The sequence below is a fragment of the Coleofasciculus sp. H7-2 genome, assembly GCF_042747725.1.
Classification (GTDB): Bacteria; Cyanobacteriota; Cyanobacteriia; order Cyanobacteriales; family FACHB-T130; genus FACHB-T130.
Genome location: NZ_JBHZGO010000064.1, coordinates 110,023 through 134,009 on the forward strand (window position 1 = coordinate 110,023; position 23,987 = coordinate 134,009).

Here is a 23,987-nt window from a genome sequence, read left to right on the forward strand (position 1 = left end):
AATTTGCAAGCATTATATAGCAATCCTATTTGATTTGTAATATATTTTTTTGACGAACCGCCAAGAACGCCAAGAACGCCAAGAGAGAGAAAGAAGAGAATTTTAGAAATCACTTAGGATTGCTATAGGCGTTGCTTTACTCAACAAATTAGGCTAGACGCGCTACTACGCAAGTTTTGGATTTTTAGCTATCAAAGCCCATTGCTGAATTCCTTTCGTTGCTTCATTGAGCAAATGCGCTTTTTTCCAAGCAGGCATCTGGCGAAAAGCCAGCATTAAAAATCTGTCAATTTCTGGACTGGTATCGCGGGATTGCGGCTGGTAGGTTGACGGATTAAAAATGGTCATTTTGGGGGATGCTGCTGCAATACTTGTTTCAAATATTGCCCGGTATAAGACTTCGGATTCTCCGCCACTTTTTCTGGCGTTCCCACCGCAATTAACTCTCCACCTTTATTACCCCCTTCGGGTCCCAAATCGATTACCCAATCACCGCTGCGAATTACATCTAAATTGTGTTCGATTACTAAAATTGAATTTCCTTTATCCACCAATCTTTGCAACACATCTAGCAACTTGTGGACATCGTAAAAAGATAAACCCGTTGTCGGTTCATCGATTAAATAAAGCGTCTTACCTGTAGCACGACGAGAGAGTTCAGAGGCTAACTTCACTCGTTGCGCTTCACCACCAGAGAGAGTGGGTGCAGTTTGTCCTAAACGGATATAACCGAGTCCCACATCTACTAAAGTTTGCAACCGTGTTGCCGCTTTAGGGATATTTTTAAAAAATTCCAAAGCTTCTTCTACGGTCATGTTGAGAACATCGGAAATAGATTTGCTTTTATACTTGACTTGTAGAGTTTCTCGATTGTAGCGATCGCCTTTACAAACTTCGCACTGCACGTAGACATCTGGCAGGAAATTCATCTCAATCACATTCACGCCTTGTCCGCCACAAGCTTCGCAGCGTCCACCTTTAACGTTGAAAGAAAATTGCCCCGGTTTGTACCCTCTCGCTTTGGCTTCTATAGTTTGGGAAAACACATCTCGAATCGCATCAAATATACCAGTATAAGTAGCTGGATTAGAACGAGGGGTGCGTCCAATTGGAGATTGGTCAATGACAATTGCTTTATCAATTGCGTTCAATCCCTTGATTGCTTCCAAGTGTTTAGGGAAGGGAACTTTGCGGGTGAGGTGGTGTTGTAAGGCTGGGTAAAGTAATTCGTTAATTAGTGTAGATTTGCCAGAACCAGAAACGCCGGTGATGCAGACAAGTTTACCCAGCGGAATTTCGACATCTATATTTTTTAAGTTGTTGCGGTAGGCATTTTTGAGAATTAGCGATCGCCCGTTTCCATCTCTCCTCTGTGCAGGTGTTTCAATCACTTGCCGTCCCGACAAATAAGCACCCGTTAGCGAATCCTCTGCTGCTAACAATGTCTCTAAGTCACCTTGAGAAATAATTCTTCCGCCATGAATGCCCGCACTAGGACCAATATCAACAATGTGATCAGCAGCACGAATAGTTTCTTCATCATGCTCGACCACAATTAATGTATTGCCCAAGTCGCGGAGTTTAATTAAAGTTTGCAGCAAGCGTCCATTATCTCGCTGATGCAGTCCGATACTCGGTTCATCTAACACGTAAAGGACGCCGGTTAAACCCGAACCAATTTGGGTGGCGAGGCGAATTCGTTGCGCTTCTCCACCCGAAAGTGTCATTGCCGGACGGTCAAGCGTAAGATAATCTAAGCCAACATCAAGGAGAAATTGCAGCCTAGCTTTAATTTCTCTAAGTACCAAATCGCCTATTTGAAACTGGCGATCGCTCAATTTCAAATTATTAATTCGTTCCCGACTTTCCCCAATATCAACGCTCGTCAAGTCGCGAATCTGATACTGTCCCAACCGCACAGCCAGCGCTTCCGGTTTCAATCGCTTCCCTTGACACACTTCGCAAGGTTGCTCGACGAGATATTGCTCCAGTTTTTGTTTAATTAGTTCCGAATTGGTTTCATCATATTGCTTCTGGAGTATAGCGATAACACCTGCGTAGCGTCTAAAATCATTTCGACTTTCGTTCCAAATTGATTTGTCAGCACCATGCATAATGATGTGCTGCTGTTCTGCTGTTAGCTGATTCCAGGGTGTCTGGATTTCAAAACCATACGCTTGTCCGACATTGTATAGTAGGGAGAGATAGTAGGAATTATCCTTTTCTGACCAAGGCGCGATCGCAGCATACACCGGCGACTCCGGAAAAGGCACCAGTAACTCTGGTGAAAATGTCCGCAAACTACCCAATCCGTGACACTGAGGACAAGCACCATAAGGTGAATTAAAGGAGAACAATCGCGGGGAAAGTTCATCCATCACCGCCCCATGTTCTGGACAAGCAAAGTTTTCTGAAAAAACTAATTCATTGGAGCTTTCCCGATAGGAATTATCAGTATTTGTAGAATTTTCTTGTACATTTTCTGGATTTGTGGTAGATTCCTTAGTGTCCGTAAGACTAATACTGCCTAATTCTATAGGTTTAGATGTATCATTTAATACCTCTATAACCGCAATTCCACTGGCATGACGCAGACAAGTGCTGAGAGAATCGGTTAGACGCTCCTGAATACCGGGTTTCTTAATAAGTCGGTCAACGACAATTTCAATCGTGTGTGTATAATTTTTATCTAATTCAATAGAATCGGACAGTTGAAACACCTCTCCATCAACTCTGACGCGAGCAAATCCTTCAGAAACCAGGCTGGAGAGCAATTTTTGATGGGCGCCCTTTTTGCCGCGCACCACAGGCGCTAAGATTTGGAAGCGGGTGCCATTGGGCAGTTCCAGGATGCGATCGCACATTTCATCAATAGTCTGAGGCGCAATCGAGCGATCGCACAGGGGACAGTGAGGCTCACCCGCGCGTCCAAACAGCAGCCGCAGATAGTCGTAAATCTCCGTTACCGTGCCAACCGTTGAGCGGGGGTTGTGAGATGTCGATTTTTGGTCAATCGAAATTGCCGGACTAAGTCCCTCAATCGCATCCACATCTGGCTTATCCAACTGCCCTAAGAATTGCCGCGCGTAGGCACTCAGGGACTCCACGTAGCGCCGCTGTCCTTCTGCAAAGATGGTATCAAAGGCGAGGGAAGACTTGCCGGAACCAGAGACGCCAGTAAAGACAATTAAGCGATCGCGCGGCAGTTCCAGATCGATATTCTTCAGGTTGTGCTGCCTAGCGCCGCGAATGCGAATCGCGTTTTGGCTGTTTTGATTTACGCCCGTGGAATGATGCCCGTTTGAGGACTCAGTTGGTAAAGCATCCGAAAGATTGACACGGTCAGACATGAGGGCAGAGCGAAACAGTGCTTAACGATCTTAGCGCTGGCAAGGGGCTGCGCTTGATGAGTTAGCCGATTAATAATTTATGGCTAACCGAACGGGTTAAACCTATCAACTAAGCGCTAATACATCTTCATACAGGGCTGCGATCGCGCACCTAAAATCAACGCTAGCCAAGTGAACTTCTTCCCCTTCTCCGTAGGGATAGAGAACCCATCGCCCCTCAGCATTGCGGCGAAAACACTCTAGACTTACCCTTTCTTGATTGATTAATACATATTCTCGGAGAGTTTCTAATGTTCGGTAATCAGCAAATTTTTCACCTCGATCAAAAGCCGCAGTCGTTGGAGAAAGCACTTCGACAATTAAGCAAGGGTAGCGCTTGAAATCATCAGGAGTTCTATCCCGTTCATCACAAGTCACCATCACATCGGGATAATAAAAGATATTAGCTTGCTCAATCCGAGCTTTCATCTCTGCCATGTATACACGGTAGCCAGAACCACGAACATGGTTTCTCAGCAGCGCAAATAAATTTCCCGCAATAGTTATATGGGCATCGCTTGCGCCTGCCATTGCATAAATTTCCCCTTGTCTGTACTCGTGCTTGATGGGACTTATCTTCTCACCTTCTAAATAGTCTTCTGGGGAAACGTAGATATCGCTTTTGCTGAGAGTCATATTTAATAGCTCTTGTGGAATACTTCCATTTTAGCGATCGCGTCTACTTGGTGAATTACCAGATACAGAAATAGCGATCGCATCCTGCTTACGTGCGACATCACCCCTGAACCGCACTACGTTTATTGATGTATCGTGCCATCAGGCATAATTGCTTCTGTGAGGTTGGCAGATTCCAAGTTGGCACGCTTTAAATTAGCACCCTTCAAATTGGCACCTTTCAGATTGAGATTCTTCAGGTTGGCACCTTCCAAGTTGGCATATTCCAGGTTGGCGTATTCCAAGTTGGCGTGTTCCAAGTTGGCACCTTTGAGTTCGGCACCTTCTAAGTTGGCACTTTCTAAATCTGCCCCCCACAAGTTAGCACGTTCCAGTTCAGCACCTTCTAAGTTGGCACTTTCCAAATATGCCCCCCACAGGTTGGCACTTCCCAAGTCAACACCTTGTAAATTGGCAGCGATCAAGTTAGCACTCTTGAGGTTGGCACGCTCCAAACTTGCATACTTCAGGTTGGCATTAACCAAGTTGGCACCCTTGAGATCGGCACCTTCCAGGTTAGTTTCTTGAAGATTACACGCTACGCACGTATTCGTTTTTAATAAGTGCCTGACGGAACTGCCCTTTTGGTAAATGAGGAAAGAAGTTGTGCCCAATAAAATAATGCTAATCGTTGCTACATTCAGAGTAGTGAATAACTTTTTAGCTCTTATTGCCTGAACTAGAGTTTCTAGCTCGATAGCACCGCCAACAACTGGAATTGGCTTCAATGCTTTTAGAGCGATCGCTGCATTATTAAAGCGATCTTTGACATTGGAGGCGACCATCTTTTGCAACCAAGCGATAAAAGATGGACTGAGGTGGGGAACCAGTTTCTTAAAATTAAGGCGATAATTATCATCAATTAAATTACAAAGATCCACCGAACGGGTGCCAGTGAGCAAGCAAATCAATGTTGCCCCTAAACTATAGAGGTCTGACGCTTCTGTGAGGAGACGATTAAATAATTCTTCCGGCGGCATAAAGCCTGGAGTGCCAGCGGCAACACTGCTCATTGCTACTTTCGCGCCCCGAATTCGGGCAAAACCAAAATCAACTAAGTAAGCATTTAGTTGATCGTCAACCAAGATATTTTCTGGCTTAATATCCCGATGAATAATTGGGGGAAGGCGATGCTGCAAGTAAACCAAAATTTCTAATAGTGAAAGGGCGATTTGTTTGATGTCTTCCGGATTAAAGCTGCATCGTTCCGCTAAGGAGGGCGCGTTTTTATATTCCTGCACCAAGCAAAAACCCTGTGAGGTTTCAAAGGAATTTAGGTAGCGGGGAATGCGGGGGTGATCCAGTTCCCGCAGCACTTCAATCTCGCGCTGATAAGCTTTAAAACCCGACCAATCTGCACCGGAATCTGCAAAGCGGAACTCTTTGATAACAACCTGTTTGTCTTGATTTAAGGCAGTAGCTAGATAGGTAATGCGCCCCGCTTCCCGGTTGCGTCCCAGTTCTCCGATGACTTGATAGGCGTGACTAGAAAAGTCTGGAAAGTTGCTCATTGTGTTTGCCCCAGTATGAGTTTGGTGCAGCGTGGTAGAACGAATGCGATCGCCTACTTATTTCTCTCGATTTTGGCACAGCTAGCCTGCCTAGGCGGACTACCCTCCCTTGAAGGCTAAAGCCTAACGGCATGAACGTGCCTACGTTTGTATAGCCGCGACTTCTGTTATTAAGCTTTTTTACTTGCAGTTAATCTGGCTGCTATTGAATTGCTTTTTCATCAGACGCGATCGCGTTTTATATTACTTCAATTTGTAAAGTAAATTTCCCGAATTTTCACAAATTCCTGAATTGTTATTAAGTACCCATAAAGAAACCTTTTAATTGAGTGCTTCACTTTTAAAGAGTGCGATCGCGTCAGTCTAGTATCTGTCACTTGTCGCGATCGCGCTTTTCAATCCACGAACGCACCTCGGCTTCTGAACCAAGATAGGCAGAGCGATCTGTAGCAGGATCGTAAGCAAGCCAGGAAGAATGCCCGTCACCAGAACCTTTTCTAGTTCGCAGTTCTGGGCTTTTAACTAGAAATTTAACAAAACTTTTCCAAATTTTGTTTAGAGTAAATAGCACCGCTGAGGTTTTCATCGCTATCATCTCAAATCAGGGTATTCGTCAACATACGATGAGCGAGAGCGATCGCGCTTCATCCAAATAGCTCACCCGATCGGGCGGGGCGATCCAGCCGAAAATTCAAAAACTAAGTTAAACTTTGTAAACTGCCTAGACCTCCACTGCAAAATTTATCTAAATAGATAAACTTATAAATATAGAAAATATCCAATCTATGAAATCTCTAACGCGGAATTCAGAACTGAATCCGGTTCAATTTTTAATTGTCCTCCTGTTAGCACTGGGTATCTTTTTTCGATTTTTCAACCTTGAAGGCAAAGTTTACTGGCACGACGAGACTTATACCTCGTTGCGAATTTCGGGCTACACCAGTCAAGAAGTGTTTCAACAACTCTTTGATGGTCGCGTCATTGGTATCGAAGATTTTGCCAAGTTCCAGCATCCAAATTCTGAAAAAGGCTTAATTGACACCCTTAAATCTTTGGCAATCGAAGATCCTCAGCATCCACCGTTTTATTACGTAATGGCGCGATTTTGGGTGCAATGGTTTGGGAATTCCGTGACAGCGATGAGAAGTTTTTCGGCGTTCCTGAGTTTGCTGGTATTTCCGTGTATCTATTGGCTGTGTCGAGAATTATTTGAGTCGCCGCTGGTAGCGATGCCTACGGCAAGCTTTGCTACCGCACTCATTGCTATCTCTCCTATTCACGTTCTCTATGCCCAAGAAGCACGGGAATATACTTTATGGACAGTTACCCTCTTACTATTGAGCGCTTCACTGCTGCGAGCAATGCGGCTCAAAACAAAATTTAGCTGGGCAATTTATGCTGTAACTTTAGCTTTGAGTTTGTATACATTTCTGTTTAGTGCCTTAGTGGCAGTTGCCCAGGGAATTTATATAATTGTTACCGAAAGATTTCGCTGGACTCCGATAGTAACTGCCTTCGTGATAGCATCCTTAGCTGGGGTTTTCATCTTTGCTCCTTGGATTATAGTTCTTAATACTAATTTTTCTCAATTTCAAGATACAACAAGCTGGACAATGATGAAAGTGCCTCCGTTAATTTTAATTCAAGCATGGAGCCTTCACATTAACCGTATTTTTATCGATTTTGACTTTGGCTTTGAAAATCCAGTTACTTATTTAATTACACCAGCTTTTTTAATTTTGGTGGGATATGCAATTTATTTCCTCTGTCGGAATACTCCAAAGCAAATTTGGCTGTTTATTTTGACATTAATTGGAGTGCCTGCATTATCCTTAATGCTTCCAGATTTAGTCTTTGGGGGTTTGCGCTCGGCTTCCAGTCGATATCTAATTCCGTCTTTTTTAGGAATTCAATTAGCGGTTGCTTATCTGTTAGCGGCTCAGTTGTCTAGTAAGAGTTTTTCACGCCGGAAAATTTGGCAAGCGATGATGACGCTGCTGATTGTCAGTGGTGTTGTTTCCTGTGCAGTCAGTTCCCAAGCCGAGACTTGGTGGAGTAAGGTGATTAGCTATAGCAATCCAAAAGTTGCTAGGATAATCAACCAAGCAGAGCGCCCACTTTTAGTGAGCAATTCTTTTGGGATTAATCCGGGAAATGTCTTTTCTTTGAGCTATATTCTCGATCCAAAAGTGCGGTTTCAGTTGGTGGTTGACCCGAATATACCCAAGATTCCTGATGATAGTAACGCGATTAATCGTGTCTCTACTGTGTTTTTACTGAGTCCTTCAGACAAGCTGCGAGAGCAAGTGGAGAAACAGAAGAATTCCCAGAGCGAGGGAGTTTATGGGGACAACCATCTCTGGCTTCTGAAATTAGCAAAGCCTTAAATTTTGGAAACAGCGATCGCTCTCACTTCTCGCCCTCTATCAAACAAAATTCGTGGACGAAGTAAAATTTTGAAAATCAGCAACAAAGAGCCAAACTCTCCAGGAGTCTCCCGGCGCTTCCACTGACCTGGGCGACAAAATAGCATTTCTACCAGACGCCGATATTCTTCGAGATTCAATTTTTCAAAAGCCACCTGTACGGTCGGATACTCACATCTGACTCCGGTGTGGATAATTTTGCCTTGCAATTCTAATTGTTCTTCCAGAATTTCTAATGTTACCGGCAACATTTCACTAGCATCATTCGGTAGTCCTGCCTGCGTTAAAGCGATTTCAGCGCCTGCTTCTGAAATCATCGTAGTGATGCCCCAAAAATTCTGCCCAGCAACATTCAGCCGCACCAACCGCCGTAAATCAAACCATTCATAAATATCTGGTTTGGGGACATCTAGTAATATTAACAGCGCGATACCAATCATTAACAGGTTGTAGCCACTCCAAATCCAACCCAAGCCGAGACCTTTATACACTTCAGTTGATTCATAAGCTTCCGTCCCTTGCCAGCCACCCGCCATCATGCACATTCCTAAATTTCGCCATAAACTAACAGCGGTTGCTATAAATAAAATAATCAAAGGCAATGCTAAATTCCAGTTGAAAGCAAAGCGATCGCGCGATATTCCCTTGGGCGTGACCTGAAATCCTTTAGAAAAGGGATTCAACATCACTTGAAGTACAGTCAGCGCTAGGGGAAAACACAACACCAATGTGTAAATATCCGAGAGCAAAGCTGAGCGCGAACGATAATTTAACCATGAAAAAACAGAGAGTTGTACCACATAGTAAGGAAGGAAATAATACAACAATTCACCAGCCGTTGCCCGAAGGGGAATGACGCCGAGGAACGAATAAGTTAACGGCATCAGTAGAAAATAAACTCGCGACCAACTGGTAAACCAATGCAATAATCCTTCTAAATGAGCCAGTCTTTGCAGAGGACTAAGTCCCGGAATTGTTAACGGATTCGCCTTAATAAAGAAAGCTTGTAAAGTGCCTTGTGCCCACCGTAGCCGCTGGGTAGCATGAGCAGCAATATTTTCTGCGGCTAATCCAGCACTTAACTTTTCATCTAGGTAAATTAATCGGTAGCCTTGGGCAGATAAACAAATGCCAGTAAAGTAATCTTCGCTCAAAGAATCGGTGGCAAAGCCACCCGCTGCTTCTAAAGCACTGCGCCTGACAATGAAAGAAGTTCCAGAACAAATAACGCTACCTGCTGCATCCCGAATGGGTTGAATTTGCCGGTAAAACACTTCTTCTTCCGGCGTCAGGACGTGTTCTAATCCTAAATTGTGGGCAATTGGGTCAGAGTTATAAAAGCTTTGGGGCGTCTGTACCAGGGCAACGGTTTCATCTTGAAAAAAGCCTACGGTGCGGGTGAGAAAGTTTTTAGTCGGAATAAAATCTGCATCAAATACAACAATTAACTCCCCAGTTGTTTGAGGAAAGGCATGATTTAAATTTCCGGCTTTGGCATGACTATTATCGAGTCTTGTTTTATACTCGCAACCCAAATCTTCAGCTAATTTTTGCATTTCTGGACGGCTTGTATCATCCAGTAAATAAATTGTCTTATTGGGATAATCTAAAGCTTGACAACCGATAATTGTGCGCTTCAGAATAAATAAAGGTTCATTGTAAGTAGGAATAAAAATCTCGACGGTTGGCATAAAGCTGCCATCAAGCACACTTCTCGCCATCTGGTCAGCTTCACGATGTCGCTCCTTTACATTCAGCATCAAAAAAAGCTGAATTGTACTACTACTCAACATCAACATTTCCATAAAAAATAACCCCAGGCTGAAGACACCATTCAGGGGGTCAGCAACATTCAGAGTTGAGAGCGATCGCCATAGAATATAGCGACCCGTCAACCCCAGCAAAATCCCCACCACAAAAAATCGAGACCAAGCATCGGTCTTTGGGGAAATCTTCATCACCACCAGAACAATCACCAGCAAGGCAACTGTGGGAACCAGCAAATATTCACTCTTCACCATTGGTGCTTGCAGCCACATGGGGGGGTTTTCTTGCAAAGCATTGAGTTCGGCAAACAGCTGACTAATCTTCCCTTCACCAGCAAACCACGCCGCAGCGATCGCCGCTGCGAAGACAACAATCCCCACCATGATCAGCGTTGCCATCTGAAGGCGGAAAATCCGTTTTAGGACTTGACGCTTTGAGATTTGATTTTCAATTTGTGAAGGCGTCATCTCTATTACTTTCCTAAAGCTGAAGTTACTTAGCACTCAATTAATTTAAAATCCGTCACAAATGCTATTACCATTCCTTAATCAATTACCTAGTAACCCTGATCCTAGATTCCTTTAAATCCTACTCTCATATCCATCTCTTTAGAGTTGCTGCTAGTATGTGCCATTTCCTCTTGTCGGTGGCTCTTGCGCCGCACCCCAATCTGGCTTAGAAGTATCCCTCCTAAAATGACACTGCCTCCAATACATTGAGCTAAAGTAGGCACTTCGCCCAAAATTAAATAAGCCGCCACAATCGCAACAACTGGAGTAAAAGAGCTAGCTAACGAAACTTTAGACGCCGTAGTACTTTTTAAGCCAGTAAACCAGGATGATTGACCTACTGCGACGATAACCGCGCCATAAACTAACATCCACTGCCACAAAAAGGGTGAAAATACATCCATAAAATGATTACTTCCATAGAAATACAAAGCAGCAAAGAAAAATATTACCGATCCCAAAGCTGTACGAAATACGGTATAAATTCCCAAAGGTATCTCTTCTATCCGAAATTTACTAATAATCGTGGAAACAGCTAAAGCCACGGCTCCTGCCGCCGCAAAAATCTCACCCGTTCCTACACTGATAAAACCTCCCATGTTCATCATGTTTTCCCCTGATGAACGCTGAAGCAACATAATCAAAATGACTCCAGCCAAGGAAACAATCGCACCCGCAATTTGCAAAAAATTAACTCGTTCCTTGAGAAACCAGACGGATAAAGCCAGAACCAGAGGAGGCTCGATTCGTCCGATTAACACAACATTAGTAACCATCGTCTGCGAAAGGGCTTCAAAAATTAAACCTGGAGCCAGTGCCCCAGACAAAATCGCCACCGCTATCAAGCTAAGCCAATCTTTCCAGGAAAGCTGTCTTAAGGAGCGAATATTCCACTGCTGATGATAGATTAAAATCAGAATCAGTAAAGCGCAAATATTTCCGACAAACAGAACATTGCAAAAGGAAATTGGATTTCTGCCATCAACGAAGTTTTGAGAACCAATTTCCGTCAGCCGCCGAGTAATGGCGTTAGAAGCTCCAAAGATAATAATCGCTAGCCAGAGATAGATGTATCCTGGAATACCCTTGAAAAAACTTAATGTCTTCGCTACTATTCTTTGCATAACTTTATATTTAAAAATTGATGGATGAAACCTTCAAAAAAGCAGAAAATGACAAGACTAAAAGGGCTGCGGCTACAAGGTTGTCCTTAATATCTTATAAACTTACTGTATCCAGATGATCTAAAAATGAGAATTTCCTAAAAAAGACTAAAAACTTACAGCAAGTATAAATGACAGCATTTTAATCTAAAAAGTGGTCTAAAAAGCTATCAGCCATTTCCAATCAACTTCTCAGCTAAAATTCATTTTTTTGCTGACACAGCACTTTAAAGTGCCAGTAGAGATGATTTTGAAGACACTTCTATGAAGTTGAATTATCTAGCAGTAGTTTGTGTAGTAGCATTTTTGACTGTTGGCTGTACCAAAGAAGCAAATTCCAATCAGCCAAATGTTCAGACTGCGCCATCGACAAACCCATCTGCTACATCGGTAGCACAGACGCCTACAACACAGTCTGGAACCTTTCAGGGAGCAGAACATCCCACCCAGGGAACTGTGCGCTTGGTGACAGAAAATGGAAACCGCTATCTGGAGTTGGATCGAGCTTTCAAAACTGACAATGGCCCGGATTTATTCATCATCCTGTATCGTTCTGAGAAGCCACCAACCTATGGCATTAAAGAAAAAGATTATGCAAGCATTGGGCGCTTACAAAAAATAAGTGGTACTCAACGCTATGCTATTCCTGCTAGCGTTAATCCAGCAGAGTTTGGCTCAGTGGCGATTTGGTGTCGCCAATTCAACGCCACCTTTGGCTTTGCCCCTTTCAGTAGCTAGTGAATCAACGCATACTGAGGTTGTTATGGAAATCGCAGATTGGACGGCTTTGATTCATCCCGCGATCGCAATTGCAGTCGTCTTCCCTCTGATTGGCATCGTCGTCAACCGCGCCTGTCTTACTCGCCAACGCCGCTTGCAAAATTTAGAAGGCAAAAGTAAAATTCCGCCAGTGGTTGGGCAAGAACACGTCCAACTGGGCAAATGGCTCTCTGGTGCTGTCGTCGGAGTTGCCCTCATCGGACTTGCTTACCCGATTTTTGAGCAGATTTTGAGCAAGCAAATCTGGAGCCAGAAGCCTTTTCAAGTTGTCTTCATCGTCCTAATGTTTGCGGCGACAATTGCCTCATTAGTATTGCTCTACAGAGCTAGAGAGCGACTCTGGCGCGGCGTTTTTGCCACCTTAACCGGCGCAGGTTTAATTATTTTAGGCTTCCAAGAAGGCGTCTATCGTCGGGACAATGAGTGGTTGGTGTCTCACTACTACATCGGCATCGCAGCGGCAATGCTGATGATTTTTTCGTTAGCAATTATTGAAGATATCTACAAAGATCGGTTAAATCGTTGGCGCAACGTTCACATCATTTTGAACTGCATTGCACTCTTGCTGTTTTTAGGACAAGGTATGACTGGTACGCGGGATTTACTAGAGATTCCCTTAAAGTGGCAGAAACCTTATGTGGATCAGCTTTACATTCAGCAGTGTGGCAGTAAGCCTTGCACAATCCAAGCAACACCCGAAAAAAATTGAGTTAATCAAGTTTTAGTAAAGCTGCAAAATTAACGCGATCGCAGGCGTTGGATTTTGGTCGCCACAGCCCATCCTGCAAACTCTTTTCTTTAGGACTTACGCAACATCACCACATCTGAGGGCAACCACAGGGGGATTGCCCCTACAAAACGCTATATGTATAAGCTTTGCGTAAGTCCTGTTCTTTTTACTTTGGTTTTTTTACTTTTGCCTTGATTTCCGTCCCAGCCATCTACTCGGTGCGCTTTAGCAAAATGCCCTTCAGTCCAGCTGCTTTTGCTCCCTGATAGTCCTCTTTATGACTGTCGCCAATGTGCCATGCTTCCTCAGGCGAACAGTTATGTTTCTCCAACGCAGCAGTAAAAATTTTGGGATCGGGTTTGGCAGCACCAATTTCGGAGGAAATGGTGACAGAGGTAAAAAATTCGATTAAATTCAGAGATTGCAAAACCGAGTAGATACGGGAATCGAAATTTGATAATACACCCAACTCAATTTCCATTTCTCGCCATTTTTCCAAAGCTGTAAGAACATCGGGATAAACAAACCAAGGTTCAGCAGTGGAGAAGTAGGTGTAAAGTTCGTCAAAAAAACTAGGAAAGTTGGAAAATTTGGGCAGCACGCCTACCTGTTCAAATGTGGAAAGGGCGATCGCTTTCCACCACTCAAATTCCCGATCTGGTATTTCTTGGGGTTCTGCACCTGGAAAAACTGGCGGCGGTGCGGCTTTAAAGCTTTGCAAGAAGGCTGGATTCACCACCTCAGCGGAGACTTGGACGCCAAACCGGCTGGCTCTAGCGCTATACGCCTCTCCTACACTGCCCCTCACACCAAACATGGTGCCCACGGCATCAAGAAAAATAACTTTGGGGCGCTTCATGCTACCTTAGCGTTCCATCTCAAGATCGCAAACCCAACAAAACCACCGATTAGATTCATCATCATCTCATAAATCGTATCTCAGTATTGACGCTCCCACTGCTTTAACGAAGTAGAGCAGTGGGAGCGTCAATTCCTTCCTAAGCGTAAGGGCACGAGACAAAGCCTCGCACCCCTACATAGGAATCTAAGAGATCAGGATTTACGCAAAGCTTATACATATAGCGTTTTTTCGGGTTCAATCCCCTTGTGGTTGCCCCCAAATGTGGTGATATTTGCGTAAGTCCTGAGATAAATATAGTGAAACTGTATAAGTGGGCAATGCCCACCTTTAATTACAAACCGATGACCCCCAATTCCGAATTACTTCGAGAACATTTCCAACACGGGTTGAGCAATCCAATTTAACCCAACTTTCAACTGATGGTTGAGCGTTGGCATCCGATACAGATATGCCAGACGCCGGAAGAGGTAGGCGAGGGAACCATCCAGCTTCACTCCCATGCCGGTGAAAGTGGCGTTATCCGTCCCCAAGGTCATGATTTCGCCGAAGCTCTGATAGTGGAAGGGAAGCAAAGGACGCCCGGTCAGCGATGCCCAGATATTCCAGGCAGTATAATCTGATTGCTGGAAGGCAGACTGGGCAGTTGCCGGTATTTGCTGACCTTCAGCGTCGTGAGAGTCCGATATGTCGCCAAGGGCAAAGATTTCTGGATGGTCAACCACTTGTAGAGTCGGCGTGGTGGTAATTTGACCGCGTTGATTGTATTTGAGTTCGAGCGATCGCACCGCCTCTGCCACTTGCGTTCCCACCGTCCACAGCACCAAATCCACTGGGATTGGGTCTACCTGTCCTTTGTACATTAGCGAGATCGTAGTTGGTGACATCGACTCCACCGACGTGTCCAAATCAATCCACACACCCCTTTCTTCCAAAGCTTTTCGCGCCGCTTCCCGGTTAAAATCTGGCGATGTCCGGAGAATCATATCAGCTTGTTCAATTAACCGGATGCGACCTCTTTCGCCAAGGCGGTCAGCCAACTTGCAAGCCAATTCAACGCCACAGTAACCGCCTCCCACAATGGCGATGCGAATCTTATCCGTTTCCGACTCTTCTAAAATTCTCAGCCGTTCTTCCAGGCGGTAGGCGTGAGCAATCGTGCGGAAAGGAAACGCATATTCAGCAGCCCCCGGCACCATATCTAGCGGCGTCTCTCCACCCAGGGCTAACACCAAGCGATCGTAGGAGAAGGCGGGGCCATCATGCAAATGTACCAGCTTTTCGTGGATATCTATTCCAGCCACAACGCCCTGACAGAAGCGCACACCCGTGTTCGCTAGAATCTCTGGAAACGGCGGGGCAATTTCCCAAGTTTGCAGTTCCCCGGTGAGTAGTTCATACAGCAGCGGCGTGAACAAAAAGCGGTCATCTCGATCCACCAGGACAATTTCCGGACGTTCCGACTTTTCCCAAGGCAACTGGCTCAAGCGCAGGGCAGTGTAGAGACCGCCAAAGCCGCCACCGAGGATACAAATGCGTGTAGGTTGCTGGGTCATGGTTCTAGTGAGTGGGCGATTCAAGCGCAGGGCAACTAACTTCAGTCTACTGATTCTGCCGTTCTATAGCCATCAGCCAGCTATCCCAATATTTCCCCTCGTGGAGTTCGTGTTCGGGCAGTAGTTTAATTTTCCGAAAGCCGCACTTTTCGTAGCAGCGGATAGCACGGGTGTTCCATATCTGCGGATCTATGACTGCTTTAGCAGCCTTCAGTTCTTCAAAAAGATAGGTTAATAGGAGCGAAAGCAGTTTAGACCCGATCCCTTGATTCCTATAATCTGTCTCTCCAATGAATAAGTCAATACCATAAATATTGCCCATCTCGCCTACTCCATAATCTCCATAATTCTGCTTGTCAGCCTCTGTGAGTAGGTAATACTGTAAATAACCGATAGGAAGATTTTGGTATAAGCAAAAGCAGGGAACTACCGGCTCTTCACCCCTGACTGCGGGGGCATATTCTTCTATGATTTGTTCTAAAGAGTAGGGGTTGTCTCGTCCTTCATAGAATTCCAAAACTTTCTCGTCACTCAGCCATTTTGCCATTAATTGATAGTCGTCGATATCGTCTCGCATTCGACAAATGGCGATATCGTCTTTTTGAACGAGAGAGAATGGGCGATATTGCATGGCGTGACTTTAATGTAACCGTCGAGATGGTGCTGTTCACTCTCGCGTATGCCCTCAAGGGCGCTCCTCGCTTTAATTCCCAGCATATGACGATTTACTTTAGAATTAGCAGGCGATCGCTCTGTGGGCACTTTATCAGGCAGCAACCCAGGAACGAGAATAAGATGTGAGAATAGCAACTTTAAATACTGAGTGATGATCGTCTTACCTGAGAAAACCGTCCTCACTTCTTTAGGTTACGAACTCGATTGCAGCAGCAATGCTTTTGGTTATTTAACCGATTCTTCAGATTTACTTAATCAGCCCAATGAACTGCGCCTGCGGATGCAACAGGACGGCTATTTATACCTTCCGGCACTTCTAAATCCCCAAGAAGTTTGCCAGAGCCGTCAGGAAATTGCCGAACTCTTAGCCGCAGAAGGTTGTCTGGAACCTGGACACTCGATTCTAGATTGCGTGGCAAAGTCAGGATTGAAAATGCATTTTAGACCTGATTTAGCAGTCCAAAGTCCGGCGCTAAAACAACTGCTTTATTCGGGTCAAATGATGGAATTTTATCAAGCCTTTTTAGGCGGAGATGTCCGACCTTTCGATTATACCTGGTTAAGGGCAGTTGCCCCCGGTCATGGTACTTATGCTCATTGCGATATCGTGTACATGGGACGGGGAACTCACGAGCTTTACACAACTTGGACACCGTTGGGCGATGTATCTCTGGAGATGGGAGGGTTGATAATTTTGGAAAAATCTCATCGCCTGGAAAGTATTAAAAACTATTATGGGTGCAAGGATGTAGATAGTTATTGTGCTAACCGTAAGACTGCCCAATTGTATGCATCTGGTGAAAAATGGTGGAATGGGGCGCTATCGAAAAACCCGGTTTCTCTGCGAAAAAAATACGGAGGACGCTGGCTAACCGCCGATTTTAAAGCTGGAGATGTTTTGATTTTCGGTATGTTTACGATTCATGCCAGCTTAGATAACCACTCCCAGCAAATTCGGCTTTCTTCAGATAGTCGTTATCAGCTAGCTTCGGAACCAGTGGATGAAAGATGGGTGGGGAAAAACCCTATCGGTCACTCAGCCGCAGGGAAGCGAGGTCGTATCTGCTAAGATAAGAAGCATTTTATGGTGCGGTTTCTGGTTTGGGTTGAAATTCAGCGATCGCTCTGGCGTTATGCACTCAAGCTCCTTGCTTCGATTTTACCGACGATGTGGCAAAACTAGCACCCTTCGTTCATATAGTGAGTTACGGCACATCCGGATGAATTTCTTTTCGGGATGGAAATGCCGTTGTATAACGGTACCGAGATTGTAAACGTTGTACCCACCCCGACCTCGCTCTTGACAGCAATCTTGCCACCGTGCAACTCTACACATTTTTTAGCAATCGTCAACCCCAATCCAGTACCGGGAATATTGCCAACATTTTTGGCTCGATGGAATGATTCAAATAATCGTTCTCGATCTTCTACCGGAATGCCAATGCCTGAGTCTTGAATCTGAAATACTGCGTCTCCAGCTTGAAACCAAAGTTCAAAATGGACGGTGCTGCCTGGGGATGAATACTTGATAGCATTGGTAAGCAAATTGGTAAGAATGTGCCGTAGTAGTTTTTCATCCAGGTAAACATCAGTATCTACACCATAGCTCTCAAAGGCGATCGCGTTCCGATTGTCATAAACGAGTTGTATCTCTTCTATGAGTTCAGCACACCATTGAACGAGATTCAGTAGAGCTGGCTTGAAATCCAATTTCCCGGCTTCCGCTTTAGCAATAACCAGCAGCTCATCGATTAACTTGTTCATATCTTTGGCACTTGCCTCAATATGATTGAGATACTTAAGTTTTTTCTCGTCAGTCAATCGGTGGCTGTAATATTTGAGTAAGTCAGCTAAATTGATGATGGTCGTCAAGGGGTTGCGAAACTCGTGGGAAACCATGCCAGCAAACCGGGATTTAAGATCGCTCAGTTCTTTCTCTTTCTCTAGCGCCTTTTGTAGCTCTTCCTCCGCACGTTTTCGCTCCAAAATCTCGCGCTGCAATTGGTGATTGGCATTGCTGAGTTCGGAGGTACGCACTTCTACTAATTGCTGCAACAGTTCCACAGTGCCATACATTTCTACCGGATCGAACGCTTGCAATAGGCTAGTTTGAGTCACGATGCCAAGCAGGTTTCCCGCACTCCCAGTCACCACTATGCGCTGCACATATCGCCGCTGCATCTCCTGATGAACTGTCCATAAAGTATCCTCAGGACTAACGCAGAATAAAGGCGTACTCATCACCGTTTCAGCTTGGTTTTGGGATAAATCTAGCCCTATCGTCTGCATCTGTACGAGATCCCGCTCTGTAAAAATCCCCACCGGGCGAATCAAATTTTCTCTGTCTGCCTCTGTAATCACTACACAACTAACTCGGTGCTTTGCCATGAGTTGAGCTAAACTTAGCACCGATGCTGAGGGTGGAGCCTGAATTATCTGAGCGATCATTACCTCCGCGACACACTGCCACTTGAGAAGATTCGTCGGTTGCATGACTTGACGAATACTATCAGGCGTGACAACCCCTACCAGTTGCACCTGCGACTCTACAATTGGCAAGTGACGAATGTGATGCCGACGCAAAAGTGACAGCGCTGTGAAAATATCCCGAAAAGCCGATAGCTCCAGGGTAATTACCGGAGAAGTCATTACCTCCCTAATTTTGACAGATGCCAAGTTCATCCCGGCAGCTGTCAACCGAACAACATCCCGCTCGGTGAACATCCCAACCAGTTGCCTTCGCTCCACTACCAAAACATAACCAGCTCGTGCTTCACCCATGAGACTATCTTCTGGCGCTGCATTGCCGCTGGTGAGTAAACAACTGCTTCGTACCCTACCCATCAAGGTGATGACATCGGCGAGTGGTGTGTCAGGAGTAACGATTAGGGGAGAGGGGTCAATGACATGGTCTACTGCTGGAGAATAGCTCAGTAAGTTGTGATGATGTTGCATAGTGACTCATGTAGTGGTGATGCTGTGTTAATGAAGTTTCATGATTTTGTTGGTTTCACTATTCTCAGCCAATCTTCATGAGAAAACGGCAGGGATACCACGTAGATTCTGGCAGGGTTGAATAAATTGGCTAATCCAAGGCTTAAATTGGGGGATAAAGTTTTGCAACGACCCATTTGCGACTAAGTGCCATGTTGCCAAAAATAGTTGACATCGGGGTTTGAGGGTTCTCACTTACGAATAGTTTGCGGACTCGCTCCCCATAGGGCAAAGGCAATTGAGGCACTCGCACACATTCGAGAACCTCTTTCCTGGTTGCTTCGGGTGGAGAACTGCGAACAAATTTTCAAATAGTCTGCGAACCGACACTCTCCTGGGAGTGAAAACCCGAACTGTTCTCCTAACTCATCCCTCATAACGCATCGTTTTCGTATGCCGCTACAATTCGCTCAACTAACGGATTGCGGACAACATCAGTTTTGGAGAGATTGCAGAAGGCAATGCCTTCAACCCGTTGGAGGATTTTTTGGGCAACGGCTAACCCTGATTGTTGGTTGAGTGGTAAATCGGTCTGGGTGATGTCGCCCGTGACAACCATGCGAGAACGAAACCCCAGGCGAGTCAGCACCATTTTCATCTGTGCCGGGGTGGTGTTCTGGGCTTCATCCACAATCACAAAGGAGTTGTTGAGGGTTCGACCCCGCATATAAGCGAGGGGAGCGACTTCAATCACCCCGCGTTCCATCAAACTGGGAATTTTATCTGTATCGATAAATTCATAGAGAGCGTCATAAAGGGGGCGCAGAAATGGATCGATTTTCTGCTGTAAGTCCCCAGGCAAAAAGCCCAATTTTTCCCCAGCTTCCACAGCTGGACGGGTTAGAATTAGTCGTTCGTACTGCTCGGAAAGCAGCGCCTGAACTGCCAGAACGGCTGCTAGGTAGGTTTTGCCGGTGCCTGCTGGGCCAATGCAGAAGGTGAGGTCGTGGGTGCGTACTGCTTGGATATACTGCCACTGAGGAAATGTTTTGGCTCGAATTTCTTCGCCGCGACGGTTTCGCGCGAGAATTTCCTCTTGCATTGCTTGCCATTCCACCTGGCGTCCCGTATCCAGGGCTTGGGAAGCCGTGCGGATATCTACTTTGGAGATCCGCTTCCCGTCTTTCCAGAAAGGTTTGAGCGCGTTCACCAGATCGTTGGTGCGGTCTATTTGTTTAGCAGTCCCAGAAACCATCAGTTCTTGCCCCCGCAACACCAGAACCGCGCCAGTAGTTTTTGCCAGGGTTTTGAGGTTTTCTTCTCGGTCGCCTGCTAAGGCGATCGCGCTATTGGTACTTGGTAGATGTATTGTTTTAAATGCCTCTGTCATCGTAATATTATGGGCGAGTTTACAGCAGTCGTCGGTAAGAGGACGGGATAATTGGTAAAATCCGCCCCTATAATGCGAAAAGACGCCCGATATATAGACTTGCCATAACAGCTCAGGCGTCCCAATTTTATTAGCTACAGATCCTCAATGAGAGCGCAGGCACTGACGGGATGCTTCCGCTTTCGACGAATCCTCGGCTTTTCTTACCGTTGGTGAGATTTAACTTCCAATAAAATTCCGCATCGCTGAATTTTATTGTTGGTTGCATCTTCACGCCGAGTTAATCGACTTGTTTTCAACCAAACGGACTTGCAGCCACTCGCTGTCTTTTTTGCTTAGGTTAACCATCAACTCTAGCTTTTGGTTAGTTCCAATGCCAAGTTGATAGCCCCTTTGCTAAAGATAACAGGCGATTTACTTAGGAGATATCCATAATCGGAGGCGATCCATCACCTCCTCAATGCTAACCGTGTAAAGTTTTAACGGTCGCGGAATTTGGGAGCAGATACCGAGGAAGACCGGCGGGGTGGATCTTTTTTCGCAACTTCTTGACTTCCCGACGTACTTTCAAGCGATCGCGCCGAACTACCATAGATGTCCAGGTAGACAGATTGATTGGCAGCTTTCGCAGCAGCTTCTATCACCGTCCGTATTGCCTGAATATTCCGCCCCCCCCGACCAAAAACTCGTCCCTTATCTTCCCCTTCAAAAGCCAGCCGCACCCACACTTTAGTATTGCTCTGCGACATTTCGCAGTCCACGCTCAGCAATTTTGGTGATTCTAAAAACGGCTGCACCAAAAATTGCACCAGAGAGGCATAATCCGGTGGCGAACTCCCGTGGGATGACTTTACAGGCTGGCTGGTTGAAGCTGAGGAATCCAACTCGTACTCATGCGGTAGCTGGGGCACTGACTTGTTCCAAGACATTAGCTTTTTGAAGAATCCGGCGCACCGTTGGCGTAGGCTGCGCTCCCTGTTGGAGGCGCTTGGTGAGTGCTGCCTCATTTAGCCTGACTTCATCGGTTCTGGGGTTGTAAAAGCCCAGTTCTTCCAAAGGACGCCCATCGCGGCGGGAAGTGCTATTCATTGCCACAATCCGGTAGCTAGCTTCCCGCTTTTTGCCGTATCTCTTTAATCGCAGTTTGATCATGTTGATGAAGAATGTTCCTGTTTGGATTTTAAGCCATCAGCTCTTTAGCGATTAGCTTTTAGATTTTAGACGCAGAGTCATTTATTATACCATTTTATGGCATCAAGTTCTACTTCTCCAAGCTAAAAGCTAATTGCGATAACGGTTCCAGCTAGAGAGTGCCGAAGCCTTTCTTCTTTTTTTCCTTTTTCTTTTTCTTGCCGGGACTTCCTTGGGCGTAGCCCCGCCAACCGGGTTGGGAAGGACGATTGCCGCCACCCATGCCGCCACCCATACCGGGCATACCGGGCATACCGGGGAAGCCACCCTGACCCATTTGCTGCATGACGGTTCTCATTTTTGTGAAATCAGCCACCAGCTTGCCGACATCCGGCTCCTGATAGCCAGCACCGCGAGCAATCCGGCGACGACGACTGGGAGACTTCGCCAATAAGTCTGGGTTTTGGCGTTCTTCCTTCGTCATGGAATTAATCATCGCCTCAGCCCGCTTTAGCTGGGTTTCTCCTTGGCGCAACTGTTCGTCGGAAATCTTATTCATCCCTGGAATCATCTTCAGGATGCCTCCCAGCGACCCCATATTCTTCAGCAGCCGCATCTGCTTGAGGAAATCGCTGAAGTCAAACTTAGCCGAGAGCATTTTTTCCTGCATCTTCTCGGCATCTGCCAGGTCTATTTCCTCCTGAGCTTTCTCCACAAAGGAGATTACGTCTCCCATGCCCAGAATTCGGGAAGCCATGCGCTCCGGATAAAACGGTTGCAGCGCCTCGACTTTTTCTCCGACGCCGACAAATTTAATCGGCTGACCGGAAATCCGTCGCACCGATAGCGCTGCACCGCCGCGACTATCGCCATCCAGCTTCGTCAAAATGGCACCCGTGATCCCAATTTGTTCGTGGAAAGTCCGGGTGAGATTCGCCGCTTCTTGCCCGGTCATGGCATCGACCACCAGCAGCGTCTCGTGCGGCTGGATGGTTTGTTTGATGCGGGCTAATTCTGCCATCATCTCCTGGTCAATCTGGAGGCGTCCGGCGGTATCAACAATGACTGTATCTATGCCGTCTGCCTTGGCTCGCTCAACCCCCTGCCGCGCAATCTCCACCGGGTCAGCATTGGTGCCGAGTTCAAACACTGGCACCTCAATTTGCTGCCCCAGTGTCACCAGCTGGTCGATGGCGGCTGGGCGATAGATGTCGGTTGCGACTAGCAAGGTACTGCGATTCTGCTTGCGTAGGTACAAAGCTAGCTTTGCTGTGGCTGTGGTTTTACCCGTTCCCTGCAACCCAGCCATCAGCACAATCGTGGGAGGCTTATCTACTGAAGCGAGGGGAACGTTGGTTTCCCCCATCACCTGCACTAGCTCATCGTAGACAATTTTGATGAACTGCTGGTCGGGGCGCACGCCAGAAACGACCTCGGCTCCCTGTGCCTTGGCTTCGACATCGGCAATAAAATCTTTGACGACCTGGAGATTAACATCCGCCTCCAACAAAGCGCGACGAACCTCCCGCAGGGCATCTTGAATGTTGGATTGGGAAATTTTGTCCTGACCCCGCAGGCTTTTCCAGGCAGATTCTAAGCGTTCAGCAAGTGCGTCGAACATAATATGTGTATCTTTTGGGCGGCTAGATAGTTATCTGCTTATCAAAATCGGCTGAATAAAGCCCACATTTGTGAGTTTGTGGGTTTTAATTCCATCTGTATACAGATTAGTCGTTTTCGCTGTTGTCTGGCGTGCAGCCAGGTCAGGAATGGGGGTGAGGAATGCAAATAATCAAGTGCAAACAAAAAGTGCGATCGCTATCCCTTACATTGAGAAAGCACTCAAAGCTAAGTCCTGGCGACAGCCTTGCAGTCCCAGAGAGGGATGATTGCGATAGGACACCTCTGGAACCCAGACACTCACTTTGTAATCCAAAGAAACCCAGTATATATATTCCACATCTGGGTCGAAATTCACTCCCACTCGCAGGTTAGAAAAATCATCCTCGCACATCTCGTAGCCGAAGCGAACGAGAATCTGAGCCACTAAGCACCCAGGCGTATCGCAGTATTCTCCGCAGGTTTCTCTTTCTTGCCAAAACTTCTCTAGAAAGCGATTAAGGATGGGCAAAACTTTTTTAGGGCTGCCATTCCGGCAGGCATAGATGATGACCGGGTTGCCTTCTACAAGAATGTGACAGGGGGTAGCCATTGTTTTATCTCCTGGTTAGATGCTGAGGGCTGAGGGCTGAGGGCTGAGGGCTGAGGACTGAGGGCTGAGGGCTGAGGACTGAGGACTGAGGACTGAGGGCTGAGGACTGAGGGCTGAGGACTGAGGGCTGAGGACTGAGGGCTGAGGGCTGAGGACTGAGGACTGAGGGCTGAGGACTGAGGACTGAGGACTGAGGGCTGAGGACTGAGGACTGAATAGATAATGACCGGGTTGCCTTCTACAAGAATCAGGACTTACGCAAAGCTTATACATATAGAGT

At 46.1% G+C, this 23,987-nt stretch carries 21 protein-coding genes; 4 read left to right on the forward strand and 17 right to left on the reverse strand.

Annotation, left to right across the window (positions count from 1 at the left end):
- Positions 1-165: 165 nt before the first annotated feature.
- The 5 genes from ACFW2W_RS13675 to ACFW2W_RS13695 all read right to left on the reverse strand — a co-directional run bounded on the left by ACFW2W_RS13675 (position 166) and on the right by ACFW2W_RS13695 (position 6,161).
- Positions 166-348 carry a hypothetical protein gene (locus ACFW2W_RS13675; RefSeq protein WP_378178748.1) on the reverse strand — a complete coding sequence of 61 codons (183 nt, stop codon included), beginning with the start codon at positions 346-348 and terminating at the stop codon, positions 166-168.
- The gene (gene uvrA / locus ACFW2W_RS13680) at positions 345-3,350 is read right to left on the reverse strand and encodes an excinuclease ABC subunit UvrA (protein ID WP_378178751.1); all 3,006 of its coding nucleotides are present in this window, start codon (positions 3,348-3,350) and stop codon (positions 345-347) included. The genes ACFW2W_RS13675 and uvrA overlap by 4 nt, the downstream gene beginning before the upstream one ends.
- A 105-nt stretch (positions 3,351-3,455) precedes the next feature.
- Positions 3,456-4,025 carry a Uma2 family endonuclease gene (locus tag ACFW2W_RS13685; RefSeq protein ID WP_378178754.1) on the reverse strand — a complete coding sequence of 190 codons (570 nt, stop codon included), beginning with the start codon at positions 4,023-4,025 and terminating at the stop codon, positions 3,456-3,458.
- 122 nt (positions 4,026-4,147) lie between these two features.
- Positions 4,148-5,575, reverse strand: a complete 1,428-nt coding sequence (locus ACFW2W_RS13690; RefSeq protein WP_378178757.1) for a pentapeptide repeat-containing protein — start codon at positions 5,573-5,575, stop codon at positions 4,148-4,150.
- Between the two features lie 373 nt (positions 5,576-5,948).
- Positions 5,949-6,161, reverse strand: a complete 213-nt coding sequence (locus ACFW2W_RS13695) for a hypothetical protein (protein ID WP_378178760.1) — start codon at positions 6,159-6,161, stop codon at positions 5,949-5,951.
- Positions 6,162-6,360: 199 nt separating this feature from the next.
- On the opposite strand from ACFW2W_RS13695, the gene ACFW2W_RS13700 reads away from it, so the two are divergent.
- Positions 6,361-7,962, forward strand: coding sequence for a glycosyltransferase family 39 protein (locus ACFW2W_RS13700; protein ID WP_378178763.1), 1,602 nt, complete (start codon positions 6,361-6,363; stop codon positions 7,960-7,962).
- Here ACFW2W_RS13700 and ACFW2W_RS13705 read toward each other — a convergent pair.
- Together ACFW2W_RS13705 and ACFW2W_RS13710 are read right to left on the reverse strand one after the other, a co-directional pair.
- Positions 7,959-10,235, reverse strand: coding sequence for a glycosyltransferase (locus tag ACFW2W_RS13705; protein ID WP_378178766.1), 2,277 nt, complete (start codon positions 10,233-10,235; stop codon positions 7,959-7,961). The two genes, ACFW2W_RS13700 and ACFW2W_RS13705, sit on opposite strands and share 4 nt — an antisense overlap.
- 104 nt (positions 10,236-10,339) lie before the next feature.
- Complete coding sequence (locus ACFW2W_RS13710) at positions 10,340-11,401, reverse strand: DMT family transporter (protein ID WP_378178769.1); 1,062 nt, start codon at positions 11,399-11,401, stop codon at positions 10,340-10,342.
- 303 nt (positions 11,402-11,704) lie between these two features.
- Between ACFW2W_RS13710 and ACFW2W_RS13715 the strand changes: the two genes are divergently transcribed.
- Both ACFW2W_RS13715 and ACFW2W_RS13720 read left to right on the forward strand, forming a co-directional pair.
- The gene (locus tag ACFW2W_RS13715) at positions 11,705-12,178 is read left to right on the forward strand and encodes a DM13 domain-containing protein (protein WP_378178772.1); all 474 of its coding nucleotides are present in this window, start codon (positions 11,705-11,707) and stop codon (positions 12,176-12,178) included.
- Between the two features lie 25 nt (positions 12,179-12,203).
- Positions 12,204-12,929 (forward strand): DUF4079 domain-containing protein, encoded by a 726-nt coding sequence (locus ACFW2W_RS13720; RefSeq protein WP_378178775.1) that lies wholly within the window; start codon positions 12,204-12,206, stop codon positions 12,927-12,929.
- Between the two features lie 232 nt (positions 12,930-13,161).
- Here ACFW2W_RS13720 and ACFW2W_RS13725 read toward each other — a convergent pair whose 3' ends face one another.
- The 3 genes from ACFW2W_RS13725 to ACFW2W_RS13735 form a co-directional block, all read right to left on the reverse strand.
- Complete coding sequence (locus tag ACFW2W_RS13725; RefSeq protein ID WP_378178778.1) at positions 13,162-13,809, reverse strand: HAD-IA family hydrolase; 648 nt, start codon at positions 13,807-13,809, stop codon at positions 13,162-13,164.
- Between the two features lie 362 nt (positions 13,810-14,171).
- Positions 14,172-15,365, reverse strand: coding sequence for an NAD(P)/FAD-dependent oxidoreductase (locus tag ACFW2W_RS13730; protein WP_378178781.1), 1,194 nt, complete (start codon positions 15,363-15,365; stop codon positions 14,172-14,174).
- A 46-nt stretch (positions 15,366-15,411) separates the two neighbouring features.
- Complete coding sequence (locus tag ACFW2W_RS13735) at positions 15,412-15,996, reverse strand: GNAT family N-acetyltransferase (protein WP_378178783.1); 585 nt, start codon at positions 15,994-15,996, stop codon at positions 15,412-15,414.
- Between the two features lie 195 nt (positions 15,997-16,191).
- Here ACFW2W_RS13735 and ACFW2W_RS13740 point away from each other — a divergent pair, with 195 nt between their 5' ends.
- Positions 16,192-17,109, forward strand: a complete 918-nt coding sequence (locus ACFW2W_RS13740; RefSeq protein ID WP_378178786.1) for a phytanoyl-CoA dioxygenase family protein — start codon at positions 16,192-16,194, stop codon at positions 17,107-17,109.
- A gap of 110 nt (positions 17,110-17,219) precedes the next feature.
- Here the strand turns inward: ACFW2W_RS13740 and ACFW2W_RS13745 are convergent, their stop codons facing one another.
- The 7 genes from ACFW2W_RS13745 to ACFW2W_RS13775 all read right to left on the reverse strand — a co-directional run bounded on the left by ACFW2W_RS13745 (position 17,220) and on the right by ACFW2W_RS13775 (position 23,980).
- A complete protein-coding gene (locus ACFW2W_RS13745; protein WP_378178789.1) occupies positions 17,220-18,995 on the reverse strand; it encodes a CBS domain-containing protein in 1,776 nt (591 codons plus the stop codon).
- Between the two features lie 412 nt (positions 18,996-19,407).
- On the reverse strand, positions 19,408-20,364 hold the full coding sequence (locus tag ACFW2W_RS13750) for a PhoH family protein (protein ID WP_378178792.1): 957 nt from the start codon (positions 20,362-20,364) through the stop codon (positions 19,408-19,410).
- A gap of 479 nt (positions 20,365-20,843) precedes the next feature.
- A complete protein-coding gene (locus tag ACFW2W_RS13755) occupies positions 20,844-21,293 on the reverse strand; it encodes a KH domain-containing protein (protein ID WP_378178795.1) in 450 nt (149 codons plus the stop codon).
- On the reverse strand, positions 21,256-21,516 hold the full coding sequence (gene rpsP / locus ACFW2W_RS13760; RefSeq protein ID WP_378178798.1) for a 30S ribosomal protein S16: 261 nt from the start codon (positions 21,514-21,516) through the stop codon (positions 21,256-21,258). The genes ACFW2W_RS13755 and rpsP overlap by 38 nt, the downstream gene beginning before the upstream one ends.
- A 151-nt stretch (positions 21,517-21,667) precedes the next feature.
- Complete coding sequence (ffh, locus tag ACFW2W_RS13765) at positions 21,668-23,116, reverse strand: signal recognition particle protein (protein ID WP_378178801.1); 1,449 nt, start codon at positions 23,114-23,116, stop codon at positions 21,668-21,670.
- A 204-nt stretch (positions 23,117-23,320) separates the two neighbouring features.
- Positions 23,321-23,707 carry a histidine kinase gene (locus tag ACFW2W_RS13770; protein ID WP_378178804.1) on the reverse strand — a complete coding sequence of 129 codons (387 nt, stop codon included), beginning with the start codon at positions 23,705-23,707 and terminating at the stop codon, positions 23,321-23,323.
- Between the two features lie 15 nt (positions 23,708-23,722).
- Positions 23,723-23,980 carry a hypothetical protein gene (locus tag ACFW2W_RS13775; protein ID WP_378178807.1) on the reverse strand — a complete coding sequence of 86 codons (258 nt, stop codon included), beginning with the start codon at positions 23,978-23,980 and terminating at the stop codon, positions 23,723-23,725.
- Between the last annotated feature and the right edge of the window lie 7 nt (positions 23,981-23,987).

What these genes read in the sequence shown, in the direction of transcription:
- ACFW2W_RS13695 (WP_378178760.1), bottom strand. Translation starts at nt 6,161, where the DNA reads ATGAAAACCTCAGCGGTGCTATTTACTCTAAACAAAATTTGGAAAAGT.
- ACFW2W_RS13700 (WP_378178763.1), top strand. Translation starts at nt 6,361, where the DNA reads ATGAAATCTCTAACGCGGAATTCAGAACTGAATCCGGTTCAATTTTTA.
- ACFW2W_RS13775 (WP_378178807.1), bottom strand. Translation starts at nt 23,980, where the DNA reads ATGTATAAGCTTTGCGTAAGTCCTGATTCTTGTAGAAGGCAACCCGGT.
- ACFW2W_RS13745 (WP_378178789.1), bottom strand. Translation starts at nt 18,995, where the DNA reads ATGCAACATCATCACAACTTACTGAGCTATTCTCCAGCAGTAGACCAT.
- ACFW2W_RS13730 (WP_378178781.1), bottom strand. Translation starts at nt 15,365, where the DNA reads ATGACCCAGCAACCTACACGCATTTGTATCCTCGGTGGCGGCTTTGGC.
- ffh (WP_378178801.1), bottom strand. Translation starts at nt 23,116, where the DNA reads ATGTTCGACGCACTTGCTGAACGCTTAGAATCTGCCTGGAAAAGCCTG.
- ACFW2W_RS13720 (WP_378178775.1), top strand. Translation starts at nt 12,204, where the DNA reads ATGGAAATCGCAGATTGGACGGCTTTGATTCATCCCGCGATCGCAATT.
- ACFW2W_RS13770 (WP_378178804.1), bottom strand. Translation starts at nt 23,707, where the DNA reads ATGGCTACCCCCTGTCACATTCTTGTAGAAGGCAACCCGGTCATCATC.
- ACFW2W_RS13710 (WP_378178769.1), bottom strand. Translation starts at nt 11,401, where the DNA reads ATGCAAAGAATAGTAGCGAAGACATTAAGTTTTTTCAAGGGTATTCCA.
- ACFW2W_RS13690 (WP_378178757.1), bottom strand. Translation starts at nt 5,575, where the DNA reads ATGAGCAACTTTCCAGACTTTTCTAGTCACGCCTATCAAGTCATCGGA.
- uvrA (WP_378178751.1), bottom strand. Translation starts at nt 3,350, where the DNA reads ATGTCTGACCGTGTCAATCTTTCGGATGCTTTACCAACTGAGTCCTCA.
- ACFW2W_RS13675 (WP_378178748.1), bottom strand. Translation starts at nt 348, where the DNA reads ATGACCATTTTTAATCCGTCAACCTACCAGCCGCAATCCCGCGATACC.
- ACFW2W_RS13755 (WP_378178795.1), bottom strand. Translation starts at nt 21,293, where the DNA reads ATGTCTTGGAACAAGTCAGTGCCCCAGCTACCGCATGAGTACGAGTTG.
- ACFW2W_RS13715 (WP_378178772.1), top strand. Translation starts at nt 11,705, where the DNA reads ATGAAGTTGAATTATCTAGCAGTAGTTTGTGTAGTAGCATTTTTGACT.
- ACFW2W_RS13740 (WP_378178786.1), top strand. Translation starts at nt 16,192, where the DNA reads ATGATCGTCTTACCTGAGAAAACCGTCCTCACTTCTTTAGGTTACGAA.
- ACFW2W_RS13750 (WP_378178792.1), bottom strand. Translation starts at nt 20,364, where the DNA reads ATGACAGAGGCATTTAAAACAATACATCTACCAAGTACCAATAGCGCG.
- ACFW2W_RS13685 (WP_378178754.1), bottom strand. Translation starts at nt 4,025, where the DNA reads ATGACTCTCAGCAAAAGCGATATCTACGTTTCCCCAGAAGACTATTTA.
- ACFW2W_RS13735 (WP_378178783.1), bottom strand. Translation starts at nt 15,996, where the DNA reads ATGCAATATCGCCCATTCTCTCTCGTTCAAAAAGACGATATCGCCATT.
- ACFW2W_RS13725 (WP_378178778.1), bottom strand. Translation starts at nt 13,809, where the DNA reads ATGAAGCGCCCCAAAGTTATTTTTCTTGATGCCGTGGGCACCATGTTT.
- ACFW2W_RS13705 (WP_378178766.1), bottom strand. Translation starts at nt 10,235, where the DNA reads ATGACGCCTTCACAAATTGAAAATCAAATCTCAAAGCGTCAAGTCCTA.
- rpsP (WP_378178798.1), bottom strand. Translation starts at nt 21,516, where the DNA reads ATGATCAAACTGCGATTAAAGAGATACGGCAAAAAGCGGGAAGCTAGC.